The sequence below is a fragment of the Ruegeria sp. CF5 genome (genome assembly GCF_056537325.1).
The window spans coordinates 242237-263060 of sequence record NZ_JBQFRI010000002.1 but is presented as its reverse complement, the minus strand read 5'-3'; the positions used below and the strand labels follow the sequence as shown (position 1 = coordinate 263060).

At 57.8% G+C, this 20824-nt stretch carries 20 protein-coding genes; 10 read left to right on the top strand and 10 right to left on the bottom strand.

Features of this window, described 5'->3' with window-relative positions; translation table 11 throughout:
- Positions 1-18 precede the first annotated feature (18 nt).
- Genes ACR0NW_RS07525 through ACR0NW_RS07510 form a run of 4 tightly spaced genes read left to right on the top strand, consistent with a single transcriptional unit; the run spans position 19 to position 4878 of the window.
- Positions 19-2814 (top strand): [protein-PII] uridylyltransferase family protein, encoded by a 2796-nt coding sequence (locus tag ACR0NW_RS07525; RefSeq protein ID WP_480449840.1) that lies wholly within the window; start codon positions 19-21, stop codon positions 2812-2814.
- Entirely contained in the window at positions 2798-3073 is a 276-nt protein-coding gene (locus tag ACR0NW_RS07520; protein ID WP_480449839.1) for a hypothetical protein, read from the top strand. Before ACR0NW_RS07525 ends, ACR0NW_RS07520 begins: the two co-directional genes overlap by 17 nt.
- Before the next feature lie 57 nt (positions 3074-3130).
- Entirely contained in the window at positions 3131-4339 is a 1209-nt protein-coding gene (locus ACR0NW_RS07515; protein ID WP_480449838.1) for an RSP_2647 family RNA methyltransferase, read from the top strand.
- The gene (locus ACR0NW_RS07510) at positions 4336-4878 is read left to right on the top strand and encodes an RSP_2648 family PIN domain-containing protein (protein ID WP_480449837.1); all 543 of its coding nucleotides are present in this window, start codon (positions 4336-4338) and stop codon (positions 4876-4878) included. Before ACR0NW_RS07515 ends, ACR0NW_RS07510 begins: the two co-directional genes overlap by 4 nt.
- 64 nt (positions 4879-4942) lie before the next feature.
- Here ACR0NW_RS07510 and ACR0NW_RS07505 read toward each other — a convergent pair whose 3' ends face one another.
- Positions 4943-5629, bottom strand: a complete 687-nt coding sequence (locus tag ACR0NW_RS07505) for a M48 family metallopeptidase (RefSeq protein WP_170652605.1) — start codon at positions 5627-5629, stop codon at positions 4943-4945.
- Positions 5630-5869: 240 nt separating this feature from the next.
- Here ACR0NW_RS07505 and ACR0NW_RS07500 point away from each other — a divergent pair, with 240 nt between their 5' ends.
- The gene (locus ACR0NW_RS07500) at positions 5870-7582 is read left to right on the top strand and encodes a hypothetical protein (RefSeq protein ID WP_480449836.1); all 1713 of its coding nucleotides are present in this window, start codon (positions 5870-5872) and stop codon (positions 7580-7582) included.
- Positions 7583-7602: 20 nt separating this feature from the next.
- Here ACR0NW_RS07500 and ACR0NW_RS07495 read toward each other — a convergent pair whose 3' ends face one another.
- From ACR0NW_RS07495 to ACR0NW_RS07470, 6 genes are all read right to left on the bottom strand, one after another.
- Positions 7603-9522, bottom strand: coding sequence for a DUF3604 domain-containing protein (locus tag ACR0NW_RS07495; protein WP_480449835.1), 1920 nt, complete (start codon positions 9520-9522; stop codon positions 7603-7605).
- A 77-nt stretch (positions 9523-9599) separates the two neighbouring features.
- Positions 9600-10784, bottom strand: a complete 1185-nt coding sequence (locus tag ACR0NW_RS07490) for a vWA domain-containing protein (RefSeq protein WP_480449834.1) — start codon at positions 10782-10784, stop codon at positions 9600-9602.
- Positions 10785-10788: 4 nt separating this feature from the next.
- The gene (locus tag ACR0NW_RS07485; protein WP_170652067.1) at positions 10789-10956 is read right to left on the bottom strand and encodes an apolipoprotein acyltransferase; all 168 of its coding nucleotides are present in this window, start codon (positions 10954-10956) and stop codon (positions 10789-10791) included.
- Between the two features lie 7 nt (positions 10957-10963).
- A complete protein-coding gene (locus ACR0NW_RS07480; RefSeq protein WP_480449833.1) occupies positions 10964-12331 on the bottom strand; it encodes a DUF2927 domain-containing protein in 1368 nt (455 codons plus the stop codon).
- On the bottom strand, positions 12328-12777 hold the full coding sequence (locus ACR0NW_RS07475) for an N-acetyltransferase family protein (RefSeq protein WP_480449832.1): 450 nt from the start codon (positions 12775-12777) through the stop codon (positions 12328-12330). Before ACR0NW_RS07475 ends, ACR0NW_RS07480 begins: the two co-directional genes overlap by 4 nt.
- A gap of 130 nt (positions 12778-12907) precedes the next feature.
- Positions 12908-13753 (bottom strand): AAA family ATPase, encoded by an 846-nt coding sequence (locus ACR0NW_RS07470; RefSeq protein ID WP_480449831.1) that lies wholly within the window; start codon positions 13751-13753, stop codon positions 12908-12910.
- A gap of 64 nt (positions 13754-13817) precedes the next feature.
- Here ACR0NW_RS07470 and ACR0NW_RS07465 point away from each other — a divergent pair, with 64 nt between their 5' ends.
- From ACR0NW_RS07465 to ACR0NW_RS07455, 3 genes are all read left to right on the top strand, one after another.
- Entirely contained in the window at positions 13818-13940 is a 123-nt protein-coding gene (locus tag ACR0NW_RS07465) for a hypothetical protein (RefSeq protein ID WP_480449830.1), read from the top strand.
- 190 nt (positions 13941-14130) lie between these two features.
- A complete protein-coding gene (gene dksA / locus ACR0NW_RS07460) occupies positions 14131-14553 on the top strand; it encodes an RNA polymerase-binding protein DksA (RefSeq protein ID WP_170652072.1) in 423 nt (140 codons plus the stop codon).
- A gap of 71 nt (positions 14554-14624) precedes the next feature.
- Positions 14625-15779, top strand: coding sequence for an FAD-dependent monooxygenase (locus tag ACR0NW_RS07455; protein WP_480449829.1), 1155 nt, complete (start codon positions 14625-14627; stop codon positions 15777-15779).
- Here ACR0NW_RS07455 and xth read toward each other — a convergent pair whose 3' ends face one another.
- Positions 15780-16559: an exodeoxyribonuclease III gene (xth, locus tag ACR0NW_RS07450; protein ID WP_480449828.1), complete on the bottom strand. Its 780-nt coding sequence runs from the start codon at positions 16557-16559 to the stop codon at positions 15780-15782.
- Positions 16560-16765: 206 nt separating this feature from the next.
- The gene (locus tag ACR0NW_RS07445) at positions 16766-17089 is read right to left on the bottom strand and encodes a HesB/IscA family protein (RefSeq protein WP_170652078.1); all 324 of its coding nucleotides are present in this window, start codon (positions 17087-17089) and stop codon (positions 16766-16768) included.
- Positions 17090-17165: 76 nt separating this feature from the next.
- On the opposite strand from ACR0NW_RS07445, the gene ACR0NW_RS07440 reads away from it, so the two are divergent.
- A complete protein-coding gene (locus tag ACR0NW_RS07440; protein ID WP_480449827.1) occupies positions 17166-18323 on the top strand; it encodes a deoxyguanosinetriphosphate triphosphohydrolase in 1158 nt (385 codons plus the stop codon).
- Here the strand turns inward: ACR0NW_RS07440 and ACR0NW_RS07435 are convergent, their stop codons facing one another.
- The gene (locus ACR0NW_RS07435) at positions 18324-18875 is read right to left on the bottom strand and encodes a putative pterin-binding protein (RefSeq protein ID WP_480449826.1); all 552 of its coding nucleotides are present in this window, start codon (positions 18873-18875) and stop codon (positions 18324-18326) included.
- Positions 18876-19006: 131 nt separating this feature from the next.
- Here ACR0NW_RS07435 and argS point away from each other — a divergent pair, with 131 nt between their 5' ends.
- Positions 19007-20752, top strand: coding sequence for an arginine--tRNA ligase (gene argS, locus ACR0NW_RS07430; RefSeq protein ID WP_480449825.1), 1746 nt, complete (start codon positions 19007-19009; stop codon positions 20750-20752).
- Positions 20753-20824: the final 72 nt, after the last annotated feature.

Genomic DNA, 20824 nt, shown 5'->3' with positions numbered 1-20824 from the left:
AATGCACAACCTGCGGGCATGACCGGATATCTTGCCATTTCCCGACTGCCGCGCCCCTTCGATGTCTCGCTGGGAGAAGACGCGCGCAAATTGGTACCAAATCTGACACCCGAGCAGAGTGAACTGATAGCTGGTGCAGCTGGATCAAGCCCATACCTCAAAGGACTGATCGAGCACGAGGCGGCGTGGCTGCCCGAAGCTTTGGCGCAGCCGGACTTGGCCATGGCGGCGGTTATGGAAGCGGCCCGGGTGTTGCCGCCGGAGCAGTTGAAACCGGGGTTGCGTCAGGCGAAACGTCGGATGGCATTGCTGACGGCACTAGCGGATTTGGCGGGTGCATGGCCGCTGGAGAAGGTGACGGCGATCCTGACTGATTTCGGGGCCTTAGCGGCGGATGTGGCAGCCAAATCCGAGATTGCGAACCTGATCCGGCGCCGCAAGTTGCCCGGTTTGACCGAAGAAGATGTCGATACTGCGGGCGGTATGGTGATCCTTGCCATGGGCAAGATGGGCGCGCATGAGCTGAACTACAGCTCGGACATCGATCTGATCGTGCTGTTCGACGAGACCCGGTTCGATCCCGATGACTTTTACGAAGCGCGGCAGGGCATGGTGCGTGCGACACGCAATTTCTGCGCAACGCTAAGCGACAAAACGGCTGATGGTTATGTATTCCGCACTGATCTGCGACTGCGCCCCGATCCGGCAGTAACTCCGGTCTGTCTGGCGACAGAAGCAGCGGAACGTTACTATGAAAGTCTTGGGCGAACATGGGAACGCGCCGCCTATATCAAGGCGCGCCCCTGCGCGGGTGACCTCGCGGCCGGGGCGCGTTTTCTTGAGGCACTGCGCCCGTTCGTATGGCGTCGGCATCTGGATTTTGCAGCCATTCAGGATGCTCATGACATGCGTCTGCGCATTCGCGAGAACAAAGGAACCGGCGGGGCGTTGTCGATACCGGGCCACGACATGAAGCTGGGGCAAGGCGGGATACGTGAGATCGAGTTCTTTACCCAGACCCGCCAGTTGATCGCAGGAGGCCGCGACCCTGATCTGCGCGTCCGGGGGACCGTGGACGGGCTGGCTGCGCTGGCCGGAAAGGGGTGGGTGCCGGAAGACGTTGCATCGAAGCTAACCGATCACTACCGCGCTCATCGCGAGGTCGAACACCGCATTCAGATGGTGCACGACGCGCAGACGCACAAGGTTCCACAGTCCGAAGACGGGATCGAACGGATCGCGTGTTTGATGGGCACCGACCGGGAAAAGCTGATAACCGATCTCAAGCATCGTTTGACCGAAGTTCATGAGCTGACAGAAGGCTTTTTTGCCCCTGGTCCAGGGCCCACACCCATTCCGGCGCAAGAGGTGACCTTTGATGCAAGCGTTCTTGCGCGTTGGCCAACCTATCCGGCCCTGCGTTCGCAGCGTGGCGCGCGGATATTCGAACGTCTGAAACCAGAGTTGCTGTCCCGGCTTGCAAAAACCGCAAAGCCAGACGAGGCATTGCTGGCCCTTGATGGCTTCCTTGCGGGGTTGCCTGCGGGGGTACAGCTGTTTTCACTGTTCGAGGCCAACACGCAACTTATCGACCTGCTGGTCGATATCGTGGGAACCTCGCACGCACTTGCGGCACATTTGTCACGCAACTCGTCTGTCTTCGATGCAGTGATCGGCGGTGGATTTTTTGCCGATTGGCCGGGGCAGGTGACCTTGCAGTCCGAGTTGTCCGAAGCACTTGCCGCAGAACAGGACTACGAAACCCAGCTGGATATGGCCCGGCGCTGGTGCAAGGAATGGCACTTTCGCATCGGTGTGCACCACTTGCGCGGGCTTATCGACGGGGCCGAGGCCGGCAGACAATATGCCGAGCTTGCACAGGCCGTTATTGCTGCTGTTCTACCCTGTGTGGTTGCCCAATTTGCTCGCAAACACGGGCCAATGCCTGGTCGCGGGGCCGCGGTTCTGGGAATGGGATCGCTCGGGGCCGGGCGGATCAACTCGCAGTCCGATCTGGACATGATCGTGATTTATGATCCGCTGGATCAGGATATGTCGGACGGTCCGCGCCCGCTTGCAACAAGAACCTACTATGCACGGTTCACCCAAGCCCTGATCACGGCGCTTTCGGCGCCAATGTCTCAGGGGCGGCTGTACGAAGTCGATATGCGGCTTCGTCCGTCCGGCAATCAGGGGCCAGTTGCAACCAGCTGGGCCAGCTTTACCCACTACCAGCAGGAAGAAGCCTGGGTTTGGGAACATCTGGCCCTGACGCGGGCGCATGTGGTCGCCGGGGATGAGGGGCTTGCATCGGATATCGAAGAGTTCCGCGTCAGATTCCTTTCGCGCACGCGGGACAAGCATAAGGTTCTGCGCGAAGTGGCCGAGATGCGCGACCGTCTGGCCGCCGCAAAATCGCCGGCAGGGGTTTGGGATGCCAAAACCGGCTCTGGCCGCTTGCTGGACATCGAATTGATCGCCGAAACCGGAGCCCTGTTGGCTGGCCGACCCGAACGTGACGTTCATTCCGGTCTGGATGGTGCGGTCGCAGCCGGGCTGTTTGACGTCGCACAGGCTCAAACCCTCAAAGACTGCTATGATCTATGTTGGTCGGTACAAAGCGCGGCACGGCTTTTGTCCGGCAAGGTGATCGAGGCGGACAAGATCGGCGAAGGGGGGGCGGCCTTTTTGTGCAGGGCCACCGGCTTCGAACGTATCGAAGAGCTTCAGGTGGCGCTGCAGGACAATTATACCACGGCGGCCTCACTGATTGAGGCAGCGGTTGAGGAGGGCAGAAATGGCGCGCAGCAATGATCCCAACGATCCCAAAGGGTTGATCCGCGAGGCTTATCGCATCGAAGGAATCGGCGCGCCCGAGTGCCGCAGCATTTTTCTGGACTGGGCGCTCAGCCTGCCGGATGACCGGGATCAGTCCTCTGCCCTGAAGGATCTGCATCTGGCCTATTCCGCAGAGGCGCCGGACCATCCGATGACGCAGGTTCTGAGTGATGGAATGCAATCGGCCAAGGCCCCAAAACGTCGGGGTGGATGGCGATCGCGCCCGCGTGGTTAGTAGCGTGACCCAAGCAGGGGGTTTCGCATCGGCTGCATCAGGACTATGAGAGCGGCCATGACCGAAGCACCTTCCATCGAACGCCCCCGAGTCCGCCTGAAACCCAAGGCCAACGCGCGCGGTGTGCGCCATGGCTTTCCGTGGGTTTATGCAAACGACATTGTGACGGATCGTCGAACGCGCAAAATTCCGGCGGGTGCGTTGGCTGTGCTCGAGGACGACAATCGTAATCCCGTTGCGCTCGTTGCCGTGAATCCGACATCCAAAATCATGTGCCGCGTTCTGGACCGTGATCCGGCCGCAATCCTTGATGCCGACTGGTTCGAGGCTAGGCTGGCGCGGGCTTTGGAAATGCGTGAGCGCTTGTTCGACGCGCCATACTATCGCTTGATACACGCCGAAGCAGATGGCTTTCCGGGCGTCATCATCGACCGCTTTGGGCACGCGTGCGTGATACAGCCCAATGCAGCATGGGCCGAAACACATCTTGAACAGATCGTAAACGCACTGGTGAAGGTCACCGGGGTGACCGTCGTCCTGAAAAACGCATCGGGACGAACCCGCAGCCTGGAAGGGCTCGATGACCTGAGCTTGACCCTGCATGGGCAGGCACCACAAGAGCCGCTGCCGGTCCCAATGAACAGAGCGACATATTTGGCCGATCTGACAGGCGGCCAAAAGACGGGTTTGTTCTACGACCAGCGTCCCAACCACGCCTTTGCCGCAAGGCTGGTGCAGCCGGGTGCGCGGGTGCTGGATGTTTTTAGCCATGTGGGCGGGTTCGCCCTGGCCATGCTGGCAGGCGGTGCAGGGCAGGCGATCTCGGTAGATGGATCTGCCGCCGCACTGGAATTGGCCAACAAAGGCGCCCAGGAGTCTGGTTTTGCCGATCGTTATTCCACCCGACAGGGCGACGCGTTTGATGTGCTTGCGGCATTGGCAGACGAGGGCGAGACATTCGATGTCGTAATCTGCGACCCGCCTGCTTTTGCACCATCCAGACAGGCACTGGACGCCGGCCTGCGCGCGTACGAACGTATCGCGCGCCTAGCCGCGCCGCTGGTCAAGCCGGGTGGATATCTGGGGTTGTGTTCCTGCTCACATGCCGCGGATCTTGGGCGTTTTCGCGATGCCTCATCTCGGGGTATCGGTCGGGCTGGGCGTCAGGCGCAACTCCTTCATACCGGGTTTGCGGGACCTGACCATCCTCAACTGCCGCAGCTGGCGGAAAGCGGTTACCTCAAAGCGGTGTTCTTCCGCCTGTGAAAGCCGTTCTGGATACCTGTGTCATCTATCCGACCGTCATGCGGGAAATACTGCTGGGTGCGGCTCGACAGGGCTGTTTCACCCCCATATGGTCTGCCCGTATCCTCGAGGAGTGGGCGCGCGCAGCAATCAAACTCGGGCCCGAGGGCGAGGCGCAGGCACGGGCCGAAATTGCTCTGATCCGCGCAAACTGGCCTGAGTCCGAGGCTAAACCCAACCCGGGTACCGAGGCGCGCCTGTGGTTGCCTGATCCCGCCGATATCCACGTTCTGGCTACGGCCGTCGCAACTTCGGCAGATACGATCGTCACGGTGAACGCCAAGGATTTTCCACGCCAAATCCTAGCCGAAGAAGGGCTGAAGCGGATCGACCCGGATACATTGCTTCACGGCTTCTGGCTGCAAGAGCCTACAAAAATCGCAAGCCTGGCCGATCAGGTCCTGTCCGAAGCCAACCGTTTGTCCGGCGATCAATGGACCATACGCGCCTTACTCAAAAAGGCCCGCCTGCCGCGACTGGCCAAGGCACTATCTGCCTGACCCATTTTTCCTCTTGCTGAAATATCCCGGGCAGTGCGAAGGGTTGACCCCTCGCCACGTGCTTTCAGACCTTGCTCCAACGCTGCTCAAGCTTTTCCAACGCGGCAATCCGCTCATCCGTTTTCGGGTGGCTCATCAACCAGGCGGGAACGACGCCCGCGCGCTGTTGAGTCAGATCTTCGAGCTTGTGAAACAACGACTTCTGCGGGCCGACACCAATTCCGGCTTTGGTCAACAACGCGGCGGCGTATTCGTCGGCCTCGTATTCATCCGCCCGCGACAGGCGCGAGGCAAGCAGCGCTGTCAAACCATTGGCAATCCAAACGCCAATTAGCGGTATGAACCGGTTCAGCAGGATGATGAGCGCAGTTCGTAAGGCGTTCTGACCAGAAAAATCAATCATCCGGCGGCGCGCGTGACCCAGTGCAACATGCCCAAGCTCATGCGCGATGACCGATGCCATCTCTTCGGCCGACACTTCACCACTTCTGAATTTGCGATAGAATCCGCGGGTGATGAAAATCCGACCATCCGGGGCCGCCAATCCGTTGACCGGATCAATCTCATAGATGTATACCGGTATCCGGGCGACATCCAAGGCCGCCGCAAGACGGTCTGTCATGCGTTTCAAGGCGGGGTCAGCAAGCTCTGTCGACTTGGCATCCAGTTCCCTGTGGGTGCGCCAGACGGAAATCCGGTACATCACCACAGCGTATAGAACCGCCAGAAGTATCGGAGTGATGCGCAACATAAGACAGATATGGGGCGCATCTGATGGAAGGGCAACCCATGTCACACGCCATGTGTCTTTGAACCAAGATATGGCGTCAATTTCTTGACAAATCGTTGGGCCACTTCAAAAATTGAAGCAGAGGTTTTTCGGGGTTTCAGAATGAATTTTCTTTTCAGGGGTACAGCTTCGGTTTTTGTACTTACCAGTACCGCTTTCAGCACTTCTGCACAGGAGCGCATTGAAATTTCCGAAGGAGGGATGACGATTTCGGCACCGTCCTCTGTGTCCTGCGAAAATCCACCCGAATTCACGCTAGAAGGCGCCGGAGGGGCGCTGTTCTCCAGCGAACGTTCGGCCGTAAACTCCATCGTTTCTCGAATGGCAAAGGGGTTGGCACAAAGCTGCCCCGACGTTGATACCCTTATGGTTTCCGGCGAAGACCGGGGCATTCGCTTTTCTTTTGAAATTCTGCGCGACAACGAGTGGATGCTGGATGCGCCATCGGAACCGCCAAAAGAACCCGCGAAGGAAGAAGAGGTTTCACAGGATCAGGTGGCCGCGAAAAGCCCAGCGCCAACGCCGCCTCCTCCGGCACCGCCAAAGCCTGAAATCAAACCCGGTATACCGATTGAACAGTTCATGCAGATTTTTGGGCCGGTTGCCACAGTGCGCGGGTACCTGCCATTGGACAATCGCGAACTCTGGCCGCGGGTGCTTGCGGCGCGCGCATTTGCCGAACGGCCGGAACTGCTGCAGGACGATGTCATCGCGCTAGAGCTTGTCGAACAGTTGCTGACGCCGGTGGAAATGCAGCAACTCAAGGGACCACTGGCCGGCAAACACATGAACCAGTGGTCGGTGTTCGAACGCAGGGACCTTGCCAACAGGATCCGCACACAGCTAGCGCCCGGACTAGAGGGGCGCCGCCAGACCGGACCCATCAACGTGTATCATTCCGTTCCGATCCAGCTCGGTGAATATGACTTCAGCACAAGTTCCTTTCCGCTCGATTCGGAAAGGGTGCGCCAACATCCGTCACCCCGATGGAAAAACGTACAGATCACAAACGCATTTGACTCGATCGTGCTTCCTACCAGTCTTGCGGCCAGTGTCGAACAGGCCAGACAACTGGATAATTATCTGAGGCAGCGAAACGACAACAGGTTGTACCTTGCCGTTTTTGCCGAGATTGATCCGGGTGTTCCGCCATCGATCACGCATCATTCCAATCAGGGAAAGATGAACGGGCGGCCTAAGGTGAAGCAGATCGCGCTTTTCGCTGATCAGGGGTTAACGCAGATACTGTTCGACTACACCCCGGTTCTGGCCGATCTTCAGGCCGAGGCTGATCTGGCGTTCGACTACTTGCAGAGCCCGATTTCCGGAGGCGAGGATTTCGTGCGCGCAATCGGTACTCTGAATGACAGCGACGCAGCGGCGGTTGCGATGGCATTGGCTTACGAGCGCAGTGGGCATCATCCGCCCAAACCGGCGGCTCAGGTGCTGGCTGAATTTGGTGAAGTTAAAGGGCCGACACGGCTGAAGTTTGGGGGTAACGCCAGTTTCGGAACCTATGATCCTGTCCGAAAGGTCCTGCCGATACAGAACTATTACCCTCAACACGGGCAGTTTCAGACCATGGATATGGGGTTTAGCGCCGAGGCCGGGTTTTTCCCGCAAGTGACGGAAATACCTATGTCTCAGGAACAGGCCAATGCGATTCAGCAGGCGGCGGCGCAGTATCACCAGTTGGAGCTTCGGCTTGAGGCGGACATGACCTCGGGCAGTCACATGCCTCAGTCTGTTGATTATCTGCAGCTCAATACGACGTTCCGCCCGCATCGCATCGTTGTGTTCTCGGGTCGCCGTGGAGAGCCATCGGCCAAAAGACTGGTATTGGCCGACATCGTTCTGCCCGAGACCAGTGGGGCGGTTCCATCACTGATCGAGAGTCTGAGAATCGACCAGTGATGGAACAAAGGCCTGAGGGCTTAGCCTTCAGGCGCGTACCATATCGGTGAAGTATAGGCGCGCTCCTGTCCGGTCAGGGTAGCACCTTCGGGGATTTCGGCACCCAGACGCAGTTTGTCATAGAGAACCCAGCGCGGTGTCGGAATCTCCAGAACCCGTGCGTAATAAAAGGCCTGCTGGTTGGCATCAAAGGCAGGGTCGCTCCAGACAGCGGCCAACTCGGATGCGCCGATTGTGTTCGTAAAGTTGGCAGCGTCCAGGTCTACCGTGTTGCCAACCGCAGGTATCTTGCCGTCAGCATCCAGTTCGCGTGCGTCTGACCACGCGACATCGAAGACCTTTTCCTGCAGGTTGCCATCGCCATCGACCCAACCTTTCACGATCTGGATGCGGTCCAGATTGGCGCCAATCGGATCGCGCAGGGCATAGACCATGAACGTGGGCGCGTCTGACGCAGCTCCACCAAGATCGCCACCCATCGGCACACCTTTTTCATAGCCCACGAAGGCAGGCTGGCGGGATCTCAGATCGTTTTCGTTAAACTCCCAGCCACCGAAAAATCGCACGGCAATGCGCGGGCCGGTTGTTGCGTAAACCTCGCGCCGCACCATGGCGTCCCACAGGGCCTCGCGCGTGTTTTCCTTGGCCCACACGCCTGTGTATCCTGATGCAACCAACGCCCATCCGGGAAACTCGCCTTGATCGGTTTTTGTAAAGGGATGGGTTGCACGGGTTTGAGAAGGCTCTGCATTAGAGGCCTTGCCAAAATAGTTGTCGCTGTCAGCGGTGGCCAGCGACGTGTGACTGTCCGTGGCACCGGAAAACCCGAATTTATACGGGTTTACGCCAAACTTCTGTTCCAGCAGCATACCTTGCTTCAGCGCCTCGCGGGCGTACTCGCCCTTGAGCATGTCGTCCGTTTTGGCGGCTGTAAGATCAAGGTTTCCGGCGTCCCAGCTCTCGTAATCGGCAAATTCGTCATCCGGGGAAAGCAGGGGATGTGCCTCGCCATCACCCTTGATCTGGGTGATTTCGTACAGCGGTTCCCACTCCGCCCGGGCCATTACATAGTCTTCGTCGACCGGGTCTCCGGTAAAGCGGGTCTGGGTCGGAAACATGACCCCGTTGGAGAGATTACCGTTATGGGCCAGTGCAAACACCTGACCGCCGGTGGTGTCCTCGTAGTTCTGCATCCACTCGTACAGCTTCATCGGATCGTTGCTGCCGACAGGCGGCTGCGTGACCATCGGCTGAACCTGCAAGGCGCGATCGGCGTTGTCACGGAAAATCACGTTGCGGTGCAGGTTGTTGCCTTTTTCCAGCGAGGTCCATTCGTAACCGATAAATGCGGTAAAGCGCCCCGGTTCGTTGAAGGTTTCTGCGGCATCGACCAGATCCTCCCAAACCGAACCGTAAATCGGCGAACCTGGCGAATAATCCTTGATCAGGTTGGGGTCCATCGTGCCTTGCGAGAAATTCGTGATCAGGTCCAATGCCGCCTCGGCCGACGCGTCGCCCCCTTGATTGATCGCCTCGCTCCAGCGCTTGCCCTGTTCGGATTTCAGGATGTTGGGCGCACCATCCTTGAGGTCGAAGATCATGCCCATACCATCGGAATGCTCGGTCAGGACAAGCCAGTCCAGCGGGCGGGCCAGCTTGACCGGTTGGCCTGTGGCCGATGTCACTTCTTCGCCGCGCGCGAATTTATACGCGATATCCGGGCCTGTCGTATTACCGAACAGCCCTGCGTCCATGGAGTATCCGGTGTGCAAATGAGTATCGCCCCAGAAAACCTGACTGGGAAACGCGCGTTGAGCGTAGGGTGAATACGCCTTGCCGGGGTACAGGCCGCTCAGGGATTCACTGGACGGGACAAACTGTGCAAGTGCAGGAGAGGCAAGGGAAGCAGTAAGCGCAACAAAGGATACCGTGCGTAGCATGAGGGTGACTCCGAAATTTATTGCAAATATTCGAATTCACTATTGCATCATGTAACGGTTCACCAAAGTGAATTTTTTCAGCGCGTAAGCTCTCGCATGCCCTGTTCCAAACCCGCCAGCGTCATGGGAACCATGCGGTTCTCGAATATTTCGCGGATCATGCCGACCGAGTGCGTGTAATCCCAGTATTTTTCCGGCACCGGATTGATCCACAAGTTCGACGACCATTGCTCGCGCGCGCGCTGCAGCCAGACCTGACCGGCCTCCTGGTTCCAGTGCTCGTTAGCCCCGCCGGGATAGGCGATCTCATAAGGGCTCATCGACGCGTCGCCCACGAAGATACATTTGTAGTCGGGGCCGTAGGTGCGCAGCACTTCGAGTGTTGGCGTTTGCTGGTCCCACCGTCGCAGGTTGTCGCGCCAGACGCCTTCGTACAGGCAGTTGTGGAAGTAGTAGTATTCCAGATGTTTGAATTCGGCGCGTGCTGCCGAAAACAGCTCCTCGACAACCTTGATATGCGGATCCATCGACCCGCCGACGTCCAGAAACAGCAATACTTTCACAGCGTTATGGCGTTCGGGTCGTGTCTTGACGTCCAGATAGCCATGTTCGGCAGTTGCGCGGATCGTGCCGTCCAGATCCAGTTCTTCTGCCGCACCTTCGCGCGCCCAACGGCGCAGACGCTTCAGCGCCACCTTGATGTTGCGGGTGCCCAGTTCGACCGTGTCATCCAGATTCTTGAATTCGCGCTTGTCCCAGACTTTGGTAGCGCGCTGGTGGCGGCTTTCCTTTTGCCCGATCCGCACCCCCTCGGGGTTATATCCATATGCTCCGAAGGGCGAGGTTCCGGCGGTTCCAATCCACTTGTTTCCACCCTGATGGCGGCCTTGCTGCTCTTGCAGGCGTTCGCGCAATGTCTCCATCAGCTTTTCAAAGCCGCCAAGCGCCTCGATCTCGGCTTTTTCCTCATCCGACAGGTGTTTTTCCGCCATTTTCGCCAGCCAGTCGGCAGGGATATCCACGGCTTCGAGAACCTGTTCGAAACTGATCTCTTCCAGGCCTTTGAAACTGGCGGCAAAGGCGCGGTCAAACTTGTCGATGTTGCGTTCGTCCTTAACCATCGAAACGCGGGCGAGGTAATAGAACGCTTCGACGTCATAGGTGGCCAAACCCTTCTTCATCCCTTCCAGAAAGGTCAGGTATTCGCGCAGCGAAACCGGAATGCCTGATTTTCTGAGGTTTTCGTAGAAGGGTAGAAACATGAGGTCACACCATCGTTCTGTGCAGCAACAACGTCGCGATCATGCCAAGCAACCCGAACGCGATTGCATATACCACCGCGTACTGAGCGATATCGGCGCCCGAGCCCTTTCTTTTACGCGCAGTCAATCCGCCCAAAATTGCACCCAGCAGAGCCATCGCCACAACTATCATTCCTACGTCATCCGCCTGTTCTGTTGCGGGGGTTCAGCAAGGCAATGTCCTGCATTACCGATCGAACCGCCCAGTCCGATCCGAACCCGTAGCGCGCCCATCCGATACTGTCCAGCCTGACCGAACGTGCCTGTTCGGGGCGTCCGGTCAGCTCCAGCGCCTCGGCCTTAAGCAACATCAGAGTGGACAGCATGGCCGCATTTTCTGCGCGCGTCATCGCGTCGATGGCGGGGTTGATCTGTCTGAGCGCCGAGGCCCCGTCACCGCGCGCTACGGCGTAGGCTGCGGTTTGCGTGGTGACATAGGCACGATGCAACTCGGTTCCGGGTGTGCGGGACAGATAGTGCAGGGCAGTGCCGAAATGCTTCTGAGCTTCTTCCGGGTCCTCAAACTGCGTCATGCGGCCGATTAGATAATGGGGGAAGGCACGGCGCTGGTCGGTCCATCCATGGCTTTCCCCGATGCGGGCGGCCTTTTGGACAGCCCGCTGGCGCTGAGCCACGTCCGCGTTTGGCCCCAACGATCTCTGAATGGCATCAATCCAATTGCGAGGAGTCTCGGATACGGGCTGCGCTGCGATTGCATTGCCCCGCGGATTGTACCGGCTGAGAATACCGGGAATCACGGCAGCCACCTGTGGCCGCGTCATACCGTTTCGAAGCTCTGGTGAGTAGGTTGCCCGCAAGATCAGCATGTCGAACCCGGTCAGAACGGTGTGCACGTTATCATCGTTGAACACCGAATCTGGCAGACGATACAGATCGTTGAGCGGCCCTAGCGCCTGTGCCAGTTCCTCGTGCAGACAATCCCGGATTTCCTGTGGGCTTACGTCATAGGGAATGAAAATTCCCAACCGTTCACGGCTGCGCAAAAGCGACCAGTTGCTTTTGCTTTTGCGTCTGTCACGACGGTACTCGGCCAGACTCGAGGCATTGGGAACCACAAAGCAAGCGGCCTGCGGCAGCGTGCGACGAATCTGATCGCGGCTGACCGCCTCGATGGTAATGTTGGCGTTGTCGGTCGAAACCTGCTGAATGTCGATACCAGCCTCGCGCCGCAATCTTGACAGCAACCGGCTCAGATCCGCCTGCATCGTGGGCGGCGGCGTGCCGGTCAGCCGTACGGTGATCGGCATTTCGAACCGGGTGAACACCTGCAACTCGCGGCCGCTTTCCAGTTCGAAATGCAGCGACAGGAAATCCGCAGCGATATTGGCATTCGACCGAACCGGCGGCGAGGGCCGGGCGGTGGTGAAGGTTTTCATCGGTGGCAGCGCAGTTTCGGAAAACTGTGCGCGCGTCGGCACTTCGACCGTTTCAACGGTTGTGCAGCCAGCCAATGCCAATGCGAGTATCAGCGCGCCTATTCTGATCATGGCCTATTGTACCTGATGAATGGCGTCAACTTTCCGATGCGATCATAAAGCTTACGCGCCGCATGATTGAAATCCTGCGTCAGCCAGTAGACACCCGGTGCGCCCATGCGATCAGCCTCGGCATAGACTGCCTCGATTAGTGCGCGGCCAACGCCTGTTCCGCGCGCTTCGGGACGGGCAAACAGGTCCTGCAGATAACAGACGTTTTCAACTTTCCACGCGTGACGATGGAACAGGTAGTGCGTCAGTCCGATCAGTTTGCCATCCAACTCGGCCACAAAGCACGAAAAATCCTGCGGATCATCGCCCAACAGGCGGTCAAAGAGGGTGTCATAGACCTCATCCGTGACAGAGGTTTCATAAAACGCCAGATAGTCGCGCCACATCTCGGCCCATTCGGGCCTGTCCTCTGGGCGCAAACCCCGGATGACAACCTTGTCACTCAACTGACTATCTCCTGTTGCGGCAATCGTACATGCGGGTTGGCGAGCAATCGAACATTGCCCACATGGTTACACTCAGACCTGATCAAAGCAAGCAGCGAGCTGTCCGTAACTGAAGACCGCTTGTGTCACCTCAGCGTTTGCCGCGTGCCATGAAGGCAAGTCTTTCGAACAGATGCACATCCTGTTCGTTCTTCAACAGTGCCCCATGCAGTTTCGGCAATGCGGATGAACCGTCACGCTTGAGGTCCTCGGCCGTCAGGTCTTCTGCAAGAAGAAGCTTGAGCCAATCCAGGACTTCGGATGTGGACGGTTTCTTTTTCAGCCCCGAGGTTTCGCGGATTTCATAGAACTGGGTCAGGGCGGTCGTCAGCAGTGCTTCCTTGATGCCCGGATGGTGGACGTCAACGATTCTGCGCATCGTCGCCTCATCCGGGAAGCGGATGTAGTGGAAAAAACAGCGGCGCAGGAATGCGTCCGGCAGTTCCTTTTCGTTGTTCGAGGTGATGATAACGATAGGGCGGTGCTTGGCACGGATCGTTTCGCCGGTTTCGTAGACGTGGAACTCCATCTTGTCGAGCTCCTGCAGCAGGTCGTTGGGAAACTCGATATCGGCCTTGTCGATCTCGTCAATCAGCAGAACGACCTTTTCGTCCGCTTCAAACGCCTGCCACAGCTTGCCCTTCCGGATGTAGTTCGACACGTCGTGCACGCGCTCGTCGCCCAGCTGGCTGTCGCGCAGGCGGCTGACGGCATCATATTCGTACAGTCCCTGCTGCGCGCGGGTCGTAGATTTGATGTTCCACTCGATCATGGTCAGGCCCAGTGCACCGGCTACCTGTTTGGCAAGCTCGGTTTTACCTGTGCCGGGCTCACCCTTGACCAGCAGCGGCCGTTCCAGCGTCACCGCCGCATTCACTGCAATGGTCAGGTCGTCTGTTGCGACATATTCGGCGGTACCTTGAAAACGTGCGGTCATATGAGTCTCGGGCCATGGTGTTGTCGTTGAAGCTGTGCAGACGGGTTATATATGGGGCAAATAAATGGCAAGTAAGCCGCTGCGTCGTCCGATTTTGAAATTATTCAATGACAACAACCGGCTTGGCATGATTCGCGGCGGCGGCACTCTTCTATTGGTTGCGCGCTGCCTTAAAATGGCCCGGTGAATTTCACAGAAAAACAAGGTTTTGCTGAATAAAGTCTCTTATTTAGACTAGTTAGAGCTTTGATCTGGCGGGGCTACGTTTGTGTAGTGACATTCGCGGTCCCGTCGGATAAACGCTCCGCAGAAGGGGGTGCCGAATGTCAGGTGAAACAAGTGCGACCGACGTTTCAGGCCATACCGAGGGAGCAAATATGAAGCAGGAAGTTTTTCTGCCGGAGGATTATCGCCCGGCCGAAGATGAACCTTTCATGAATGAACGACAGCTTGAGTATTTCCGCCGCAAGCTGATTGATTGGAAAAATGAACTTTTGGCGGGAAGCCGCGATACGATCGAAGGGCTTCAGGACAATACCCGCAACATTCCCGATGTCGCCGACCGCGCGAGCGAGGAAACCGACCGGGCGCTTGAATTGCGTACGCGGGATCGTCAGCGCAAACTGGTTGCCAAGATCGACTCGGCGCTGCGTCGGATCGACGAGGGCGAGTACGGGTATTGCGAAATGACGGGTGATCCGATTTCGCTGAGACGTTTGGACGCCCGCCCGATCGCGACCATGACGCTTGAGGCGCAGGAACGTCACGAACGCCGCGAAAAGGTTCACCGCGACGATTGATCGCTGGATCAAACGAAGAAATTGGAAACGCCGGGCCTGTCGTCCCGGCGTTTTTACGTTAAGCCGTTCCCATGAATATCGACGGTCTGAAGTTCTGCGTAATTGGCGCGGGTATCGGTGGTTTGGCGGCGGCATTGGCGCTGCGCCTGAAGGGGGCGCAGGTCACACTGTTGGAACAGGCTCCGGAAATCACCGAGGTTGGCGCCGGATTGCAAATCAGCGCCAACGGGATATCCGTTTTACGTGCGCTTGGCGTGGTCGGTGATGTGCCCGAAACGGGGCAAAGGTCATACGGCACCATTTTGCGAGACTACAGAAACGGACGGTTCATCAGCCGTATTTCCGAGCCCGCCGCGGGACCGACCTATTATTACCACAGGGCAGACCTGATCGATCTTTTGCACAAGGCTGCCATTCGGCAAGGCGTCGACATTCGTCTGGGCGCGCAGGTGCAATCAGTGGCGGATAAGGCCGATTGCGCGGTTGTTGATCTGAGCAATGGCGAAACCTTGATTGCAGATTGTGTTGTCGCGGCAGATGGCGGTCGCAGCAACACGCGTCCACAGTTGAACGGTGAAGAACTCCTTGGCTTCACCCAGCAGGTCGCCTGGCGCGCAACAATTCCCTGGACCCGCAAATCCGACGAGCCGAAGGCGCATCTGACAATGGGGCCGGGGCGGCACGTCGTGACCTATCCGCTGCGCGACCAAAGCCTTCTGAATATCGTCGCGATCGAAGAACGCTCGGACTGGCAGCAAGAGGGGTGGCGCCTGAAGGGTGATCCCAACGATCTGCGCGCGCGGTTCGCGGATTTCGGCGGCAAGACTGCGGAGGTTCTGCAGGATGTGACCGAAACACATCTCTGGGCCCTGTTCTTGCGCCCTGTGGCGCGTAAATGGCAAAACGGCCGGATTGCGTTGTTGGGGGACGCGGCGCACCCGACCTTACCTTACATGGCGCAAGGGGCCTGTCTGGCGCTTGAGGATGCATGGGTTTTGGCGCGTTCCTTTGCGGATCCGGATGTTCTCAGCGCGCTGAGTGCTTACGAAGCGTCCCGGCTGCCTCGTGCGGGACGTGTCGTCGCCGCCGCTTCGGCAAATGCACGCAATTTCCATTTACGCGGACCGATGCGGATTGCCGCTCAGATGGCGCTTACTGCAATCGGGCCGAGGCTGGGACGCCGTTACGAATGGATTTACAGCTATGATGCAACTGCCGAAGACTGACTAAACGTCCAGCTCAACCCAGACCGGGACGTGATCCGAGGGCTTTTCAAGGCCGCGCACGTCGGCATCAATCCGGCAATCCCGCATCAGATCGGCGGCCTGTGGCGACAGCAGGAAATGGTCGATGCGAATGCCGTCATTCCTGTTCCATGCACCTGCCTGATAATCCCAGAACGAGTAATGTCCTGACCCCTGGGTTTGCGCCCGAAAGGCTTCGGTAAAACCCAGGTTGAGGATTTTCCGGAATGCCGCACGGCTTTCCGGGCGAAACAGCGCATCTTCCCGCCATGCATCTGGCCTTTTGGCATCTTCAGCCTGCGGAATGATATTATAGTCTCCGGCCATGAGCGCAGGCTCTTCCGTCGCCAACAATGCACGCGCGCGGTCGTACAGACGCTCCATCCAGGCCAGCTTATAGTCGTATTTCGGACCGGGAACCGGGTTTCCGTTGGGCAGATAGAGGCCGCAGACGCGCAAGGCCTTTTTGCCGACGACAGTCGCCTCGATCCAGCGCGCCTGTTCGTCACTGTCGTCCCCGGGAAGACCACGTGTCACGTCTTCAAGCGGCAGCTTCGACAGGATGGCAACGCCGTTAAAGCTCTTTTGTCCATGGGTTTCGACATTGTATCCACGTTCCTCGAAAATCTCGCGCGGGAACAGGTCGTCTACAGATTTGATTTCCTGCAACAGCACCAAATCGGGTTGTGCATCATCCAGCCAGCGGGGCAGGGCTTCGGCTCGCGCCTTGATGCCGTTGATGTTGAACGTGGCGATTTTCATGCGCGGCCCTCCGAACTTCTTGTGAGAACCTATCGCCTAGATTCCAACGTGCAGCAAGAGGAGCAGTTCAGGATATGCGAGGCTCTGCCTCGCGCTCCGGAGTATTTGGCGTCAGATGAACAGGGGATCCTTTATTCATCTGGCAAAAAACTCTGGGGAAGGCGCGGCAGGGGCAAAATCCCCAAAATGCAGGGCGCCGTTGGAGATTACATCGAAAATGACGTGCCGCAGCCGCAGGATGACGTCGCATTCGGATTTTCAATCACGAAACGCGCACCGATCAGTTCTTCGGTGAAGTCTATCGTCGCATTCTCCAGAAAGGGCAGTGAAATCGAATCCACAACGACTTTCTGGCCCTTTCCTTCAAGAACCAGGTCGTCATCTTTCGGGGCGTCCAGCGCGATTTCGTATTGAAATCCGGAACATCCGCCACCCTCAACAGCGACACGCAGGGCCTGACCCTGATCCGATGCACCTATTTCGGCAAGGCGGTCAAAAGCGCGGTCGGTGACTTTTGGAGGCAGGTTCATGCCGTACTCCGATGGTTTCTTTCCAAAGCATTATACCATATAGAAAAGACAAGGACAGGCGACAAGGACAAGACCTTTGGAAAGAGCGGGTTTTGCCTCGGACCCAGGCCGCGCGAGGGGGCGGCTTGTGCCAGAGGAGGAAAGCAGTTTCCGGTCATGCTTTCAGCGCGACCGCGACCGGATCATCCATGCCAGTGCGTTCCGGCGTCTCAAGCACAAAACGCAGGTGTTTGTCGAACATGAAGGTGACAGTTACCGCACACGTCTGACACATTCGATCGAAGTGGCGCAGGTGGCGCGGACGATCGCGGGTGCGCTTGGATTGAATGGCGAACTAACCGAGGCGGTGGCGTTGGCCCACGATCTGGGTCACACGCCATTTGGTCATACCGGAGAAGATGCGCTGCATGAACTGATGCAGCCCTATGGCGGTTTTGATCATAACGCGCAGGCGATTCGCATCGTGACCAAGCTGGAGCGGCATTATGCCGAATTCGATGGTTGCAACCTGACATGGGAAACACTGGAAGGGATCGCCAAGCATAACGGTCCGGTGGTAGGAGAGCTGCCCTGGGCGTTGTCCGAATGCAATGAAGCGTTCGATCTTGAGCTTCACACACATGCGAGCGCCGAGGCCCAGGTGGCCGCTTTGTCGGACGATATCGCGTATAACAACCACGATCTGCACGACGGATTGCGGGCCGGGTTGTTCACGGATGACGAGATCGCGCAACTTCCCATTGTTGGTGATTGCTATGCAGAGGTAGACCGCGCCTATCCGGATATCGACCCCTACCGTCGCAGGCACGAGGCGTTGCGGCGGGTTTTTGGCGTCATGGTGTCCGATGTGATCGACACTTCGCGCACTTTGTTGCGTCAATCGGGTGCACAGTCGGTCGAGGAAGTGCGTGCAATTGGCTACCCGGTCATTCAGTTTTCGTCAGATCTTTGGGCCAGCCTGAAGGAAATCCGCTCTTTCTTGTTTACGCGAATGTACCGCGCACCGTCGGTGATGGCGGTCCGAGAGCAAGTTGCAAAGGTGGTGGAGGAGTTGTTTCCGGTCTACCTGAGCGATCCAAAACAAATGCCTGCGCATTGGCACGCCGATATCGAAGCTGCGCCAGACGAAACTGCGCTTGCACGGATCGTTTCGGATTATGTTTCGGGCATGACTGACCGGTTTGCGTTACAGGATCATGCCCGATTGACAGGTGTTGGCCAAAAAAGGGCCTGATTATTCAATTCCGATATAGGCCAGCGCCCAGACCTGCTGACTGGACTGTGTCTCTCGCAATTCATCGTCATCAGTTGGCGGGAACACAATCATGGTTGGGCCATATGCGCCTATCCCCATAGGTTTGCCGTCCGCATGGGTGGCCAGAATGGGATTGTGGTCCGATATTTCCTGCCACGAAATCTCGGCCTGATAGCCGTCCATGGCCATTGGTCTGGCGGTTTTACCTGCAGCGCCCGCCATCTCCATAACGGCGGCCAGATGAGGACCGGAGAATGTGGTCGTTCGCTCCTTTCCCTCGGGGCCGTAAGGAATGGTGATTTCCATCTGTGGCAAAGCATCCAGCATGGCGGCATCGAAACCGGCTGCGGCAGGGTGATCAACTTCGAGGAAGCTGAAAAGACCGCCGTCATCGACACCCCTGGCGGGCAGGTTCGCGTCGGCTACCGCGCCGCCGAGCGTGATCAGCACATGGCCCTTAGGCGAGGCGATTTCTGCAGATACGGACAAAGGAGCGAGCAGGGCAAGGCAAAGGGGTAGGGCGAGGCGCATCAATATCTCCGAGTATCAGCGGTTCGCCCAACCCTACACAGGACGAGCGACCAGCCAACCCCAAACTGACGGGCTGCATTGACCTTACCGTCTTGCGTGATAAACCGCCGGGCAAGCAAAAGGACGCCAAGATGAACCTGTTTTCTGAGATCCGCAGCCTTGTTCTGGATGCACTGGGGCAAATGCAAGCCGAAGGAGCCCTGCCTGAAGGGCTGAGCTTTGATAACGTTGCGGTCGAGCCGCCGCGTGACCCCGCCCATGGTGACATGGCGACCAATGCGGCGATGGTTCTTGCGAAACCGGCCAAAATGAAGCCACGCGATATAGCAGAAGTGCTGGCTGAGAAACTGGCGGCGGATGCCCGGGTGACCAGTGCCGAGGTGGCAGGGCCGGGCTTTTTGAACCTGAGGCTTGCGAATTCGGTCTGGCAGGGCGTTCTGGCGACCGTTCTGGAAAACGGCACGGAGTTCGGTCGCTCGGCCATGGGGCAGGGGCGGAAGGTCAATGTAGAGTACGTCTCGGCCAATCCCACCGGCCCGTTGCATGTCGGGCATACACGGGGCGCAGTTTTTGGCGACGCGCTGGCAAGCCTGCTGGCCTATGCCGGATACGATGTGACCCGCGAATATTACATCAACGACGGTGGTGCGCAGGTCGATGTACTGGCCAGGTCCGCTTATGAGCGGTACCGTGAAGCAAACGGGCTGAGCCCCGAGATTGCCGAAGGGCTTTATCCCGGTGACTATCTGATCCCGATCGGTGAGGCGCTGAAGGAAAAGTATGGCGATAGACTGATCGACCAGCCGGAAAGTGTGTGGCTGGAAGATCTGCGGAACTTTGCGACCGATGCGATGATGGATCTGATCCGCGCCGATCTGAAAGAGCTGGGCGTTGAGATGGACGTTTTCTTTTCTGAGAAATCGCTCTACGGCACCGGACGGATCGAGGCTGCGTTGCAGTCGCTGACCGACAAAGGTCTGATTTACGAAGGTGTTCTGGAACCGCCCAAGGGTAAGAAGCCCGAAGATTGGGAACCGCGCGAGCAGACGTTGTTCAAATCGACCGAGCATGGCGATGACGTGGACCGCCCGGTCAAGAAGTCAGACGGCAGCTGGACCTACTTCGCGCCCGATATTGCCTATCACTATGACAAGGTGACCCGTGGGTTTGACGAGCTGATCGATGTGTTTGGCGCAGATCATGGCGGTTACGTCAAACGGATGAAGGCGGCGGTCTCGGCGCTTTCAGATGGCAAGGTGCCGCTGGACATCAAGCTGACGCAGTTGGTGAAGCTCTGGAAAAACGGCGAGCCGTTCAAAATGTCCAAGCGGGCGGGGAACTTCGTCACCCTGCGCGACGTGGTCGATCAGGTTGGTCCGGATGTGACCCGTTTTGTTATGCTGACCCGCAAGAACGACGCATCGTTGGACTTCGACTTCGACAAGGTGCTTGAGCAAAGCCGCGAGAACCCTGTGTTCTATGTGCAATACGCCCATGCGCGTGTCATGAGTGTATTGCGAAAGGCCGCGGAAGCGGGAATTGCGGCCGATGACGAGACCCTTGGCAAAGTGGATTTGAGTAATATTAGCCACGAAACTGAGATGGTCGTTGCCAAGAAATTGGCCGAGTGGCCCCGTCTGGTCGAGATAGCGGCCCGCACCAACGAACCGCATCGTGTGGCCTTCTACCTCTATGAATTGGCAGGAGATTTCCACGCACTTTGGAACAAAGGCAACGATGAAACATCGCTGCGATTCATTCAGGATGGCGATGCTGCCACAAGCCAGTCGAAAATCGCATTGGCCCGGTCCGTTTCTGTTGTGATTTCCGCGGGCTTGGGTATTCTTGGCGTCACTCCGGCGCAGGAGCTGCGTTAACAAGACAGCCAAATCGCCGGTCCGAGGCAGACAAGAAATGACCCGCGCGCCAATTGTTTAGGCGCAATCGGG

Coding starts and splice junctions, on each gene's coding strand:
- ACR0NW_RS07525 (WP_480449840.1), top strand. CDS start 19: ATGACCGGATATCTTGCCATTTCCCGACTGCCGCGCCCCTTCGATGTC.
- ACR0NW_RS07520 (WP_480449839.1), top strand. CDS start 2,798: ATGGCGCGCAGCAATGATCCCAACGATCCCAAAGGGTTGATCCGCGAG.
- ACR0NW_RS07515 (WP_480449838.1), top strand. CDS start 3,131: ATGACCGAAGCACCTTCCATCGAACGCCCCCGAGTCCGCCTGAAACCC.
- ACR0NW_RS07505 (WP_170652605.1), bottom strand. CDS start 5,629: ATGTTGCGCATCACTCCGATACTTCTGGCGGTTCTATACGCTGTGGTG.
- ACR0NW_RS07500 (WP_480449836.1), top strand. CDS start 5,870: ATGACGATTTCGGCACCGTCCTCTGTGTCCTGCGAAAATCCACCCGAA.
- ACR0NW_RS07495 (WP_480449835.1), bottom strand. CDS start 9,522: ATGCTACGCACGGTATCCTTTGTTGCGCTTACTGCTTCCCTTGCCTCT.
- ACR0NW_RS07490 (WP_480449834.1), bottom strand. CDS start 10,784: ATGTTTCTACCCTTCTACGAAAACCTCAGAAAATCAGGCATTCCGGTT.
- ACR0NW_RS07485 (WP_170652067.1), bottom strand. CDS start 10,956: ATGATAGTTGTGGCGATGGCTCTGCTGGGTGCAATTTTGGGCGGATTG.
- ACR0NW_RS07480 (WP_480449833.1), bottom strand. CDS start 12,331: ATGATCAGAATAGGCGCGCTGATACTCGCATTGGCATTGGCTGGCTGC.
- ACR0NW_RS07470 (WP_480449831.1), bottom strand. CDS start 13,753: ATGACCGCACGTTTTCAAGGTACCGCCGAATATGTCGCAACAGACGAC.
- ACR0NW_RS07465 (WP_480449830.1), top strand. CDS start 13,818: ATGGCAAGTAAGCCGCTGCGTCGTCCGATTTTGAAATTATTCAATGAC.
- dksA (WP_170652072.1), top strand. CDS start 14,131: ATGAAGCAGGAAGTTTTTCTGCCGGAGGATTATCGCCCGGCCGAAGAT.
- ACR0NW_RS07455 (WP_480449829.1), top strand. CDS start 14,625: ATGAATATCGACGGTCTGAAGTTCTGCGTAATTGGCGCGGGTATCGGT.
- xth (WP_480449828.1), bottom strand. CDS start 16,559: ATGAAAATCGCCACGTTCAACATCAACGGCATCAAGGCGCGAGCCGAA.
- ACR0NW_RS07445 (WP_170652078.1), bottom strand. CDS start 17,089: ATGAACCTGCCTCCAAAAGTCACCGACCGCGCTTTTGACCGCCTTGCC.
- ACR0NW_RS07435 (WP_480449826.1), bottom strand. CDS start 18,875: ATGCGCCTCGCCCTACCCCTTTGCCTTGCCCTGCTCGCTCCTTTGTCC.
- argS (WP_480449825.1), top strand. CDS start 19,007: ATGAACCTGTTTTCTGAGATCCGCAGCCTTGTTCTGGATGCACTGGGG.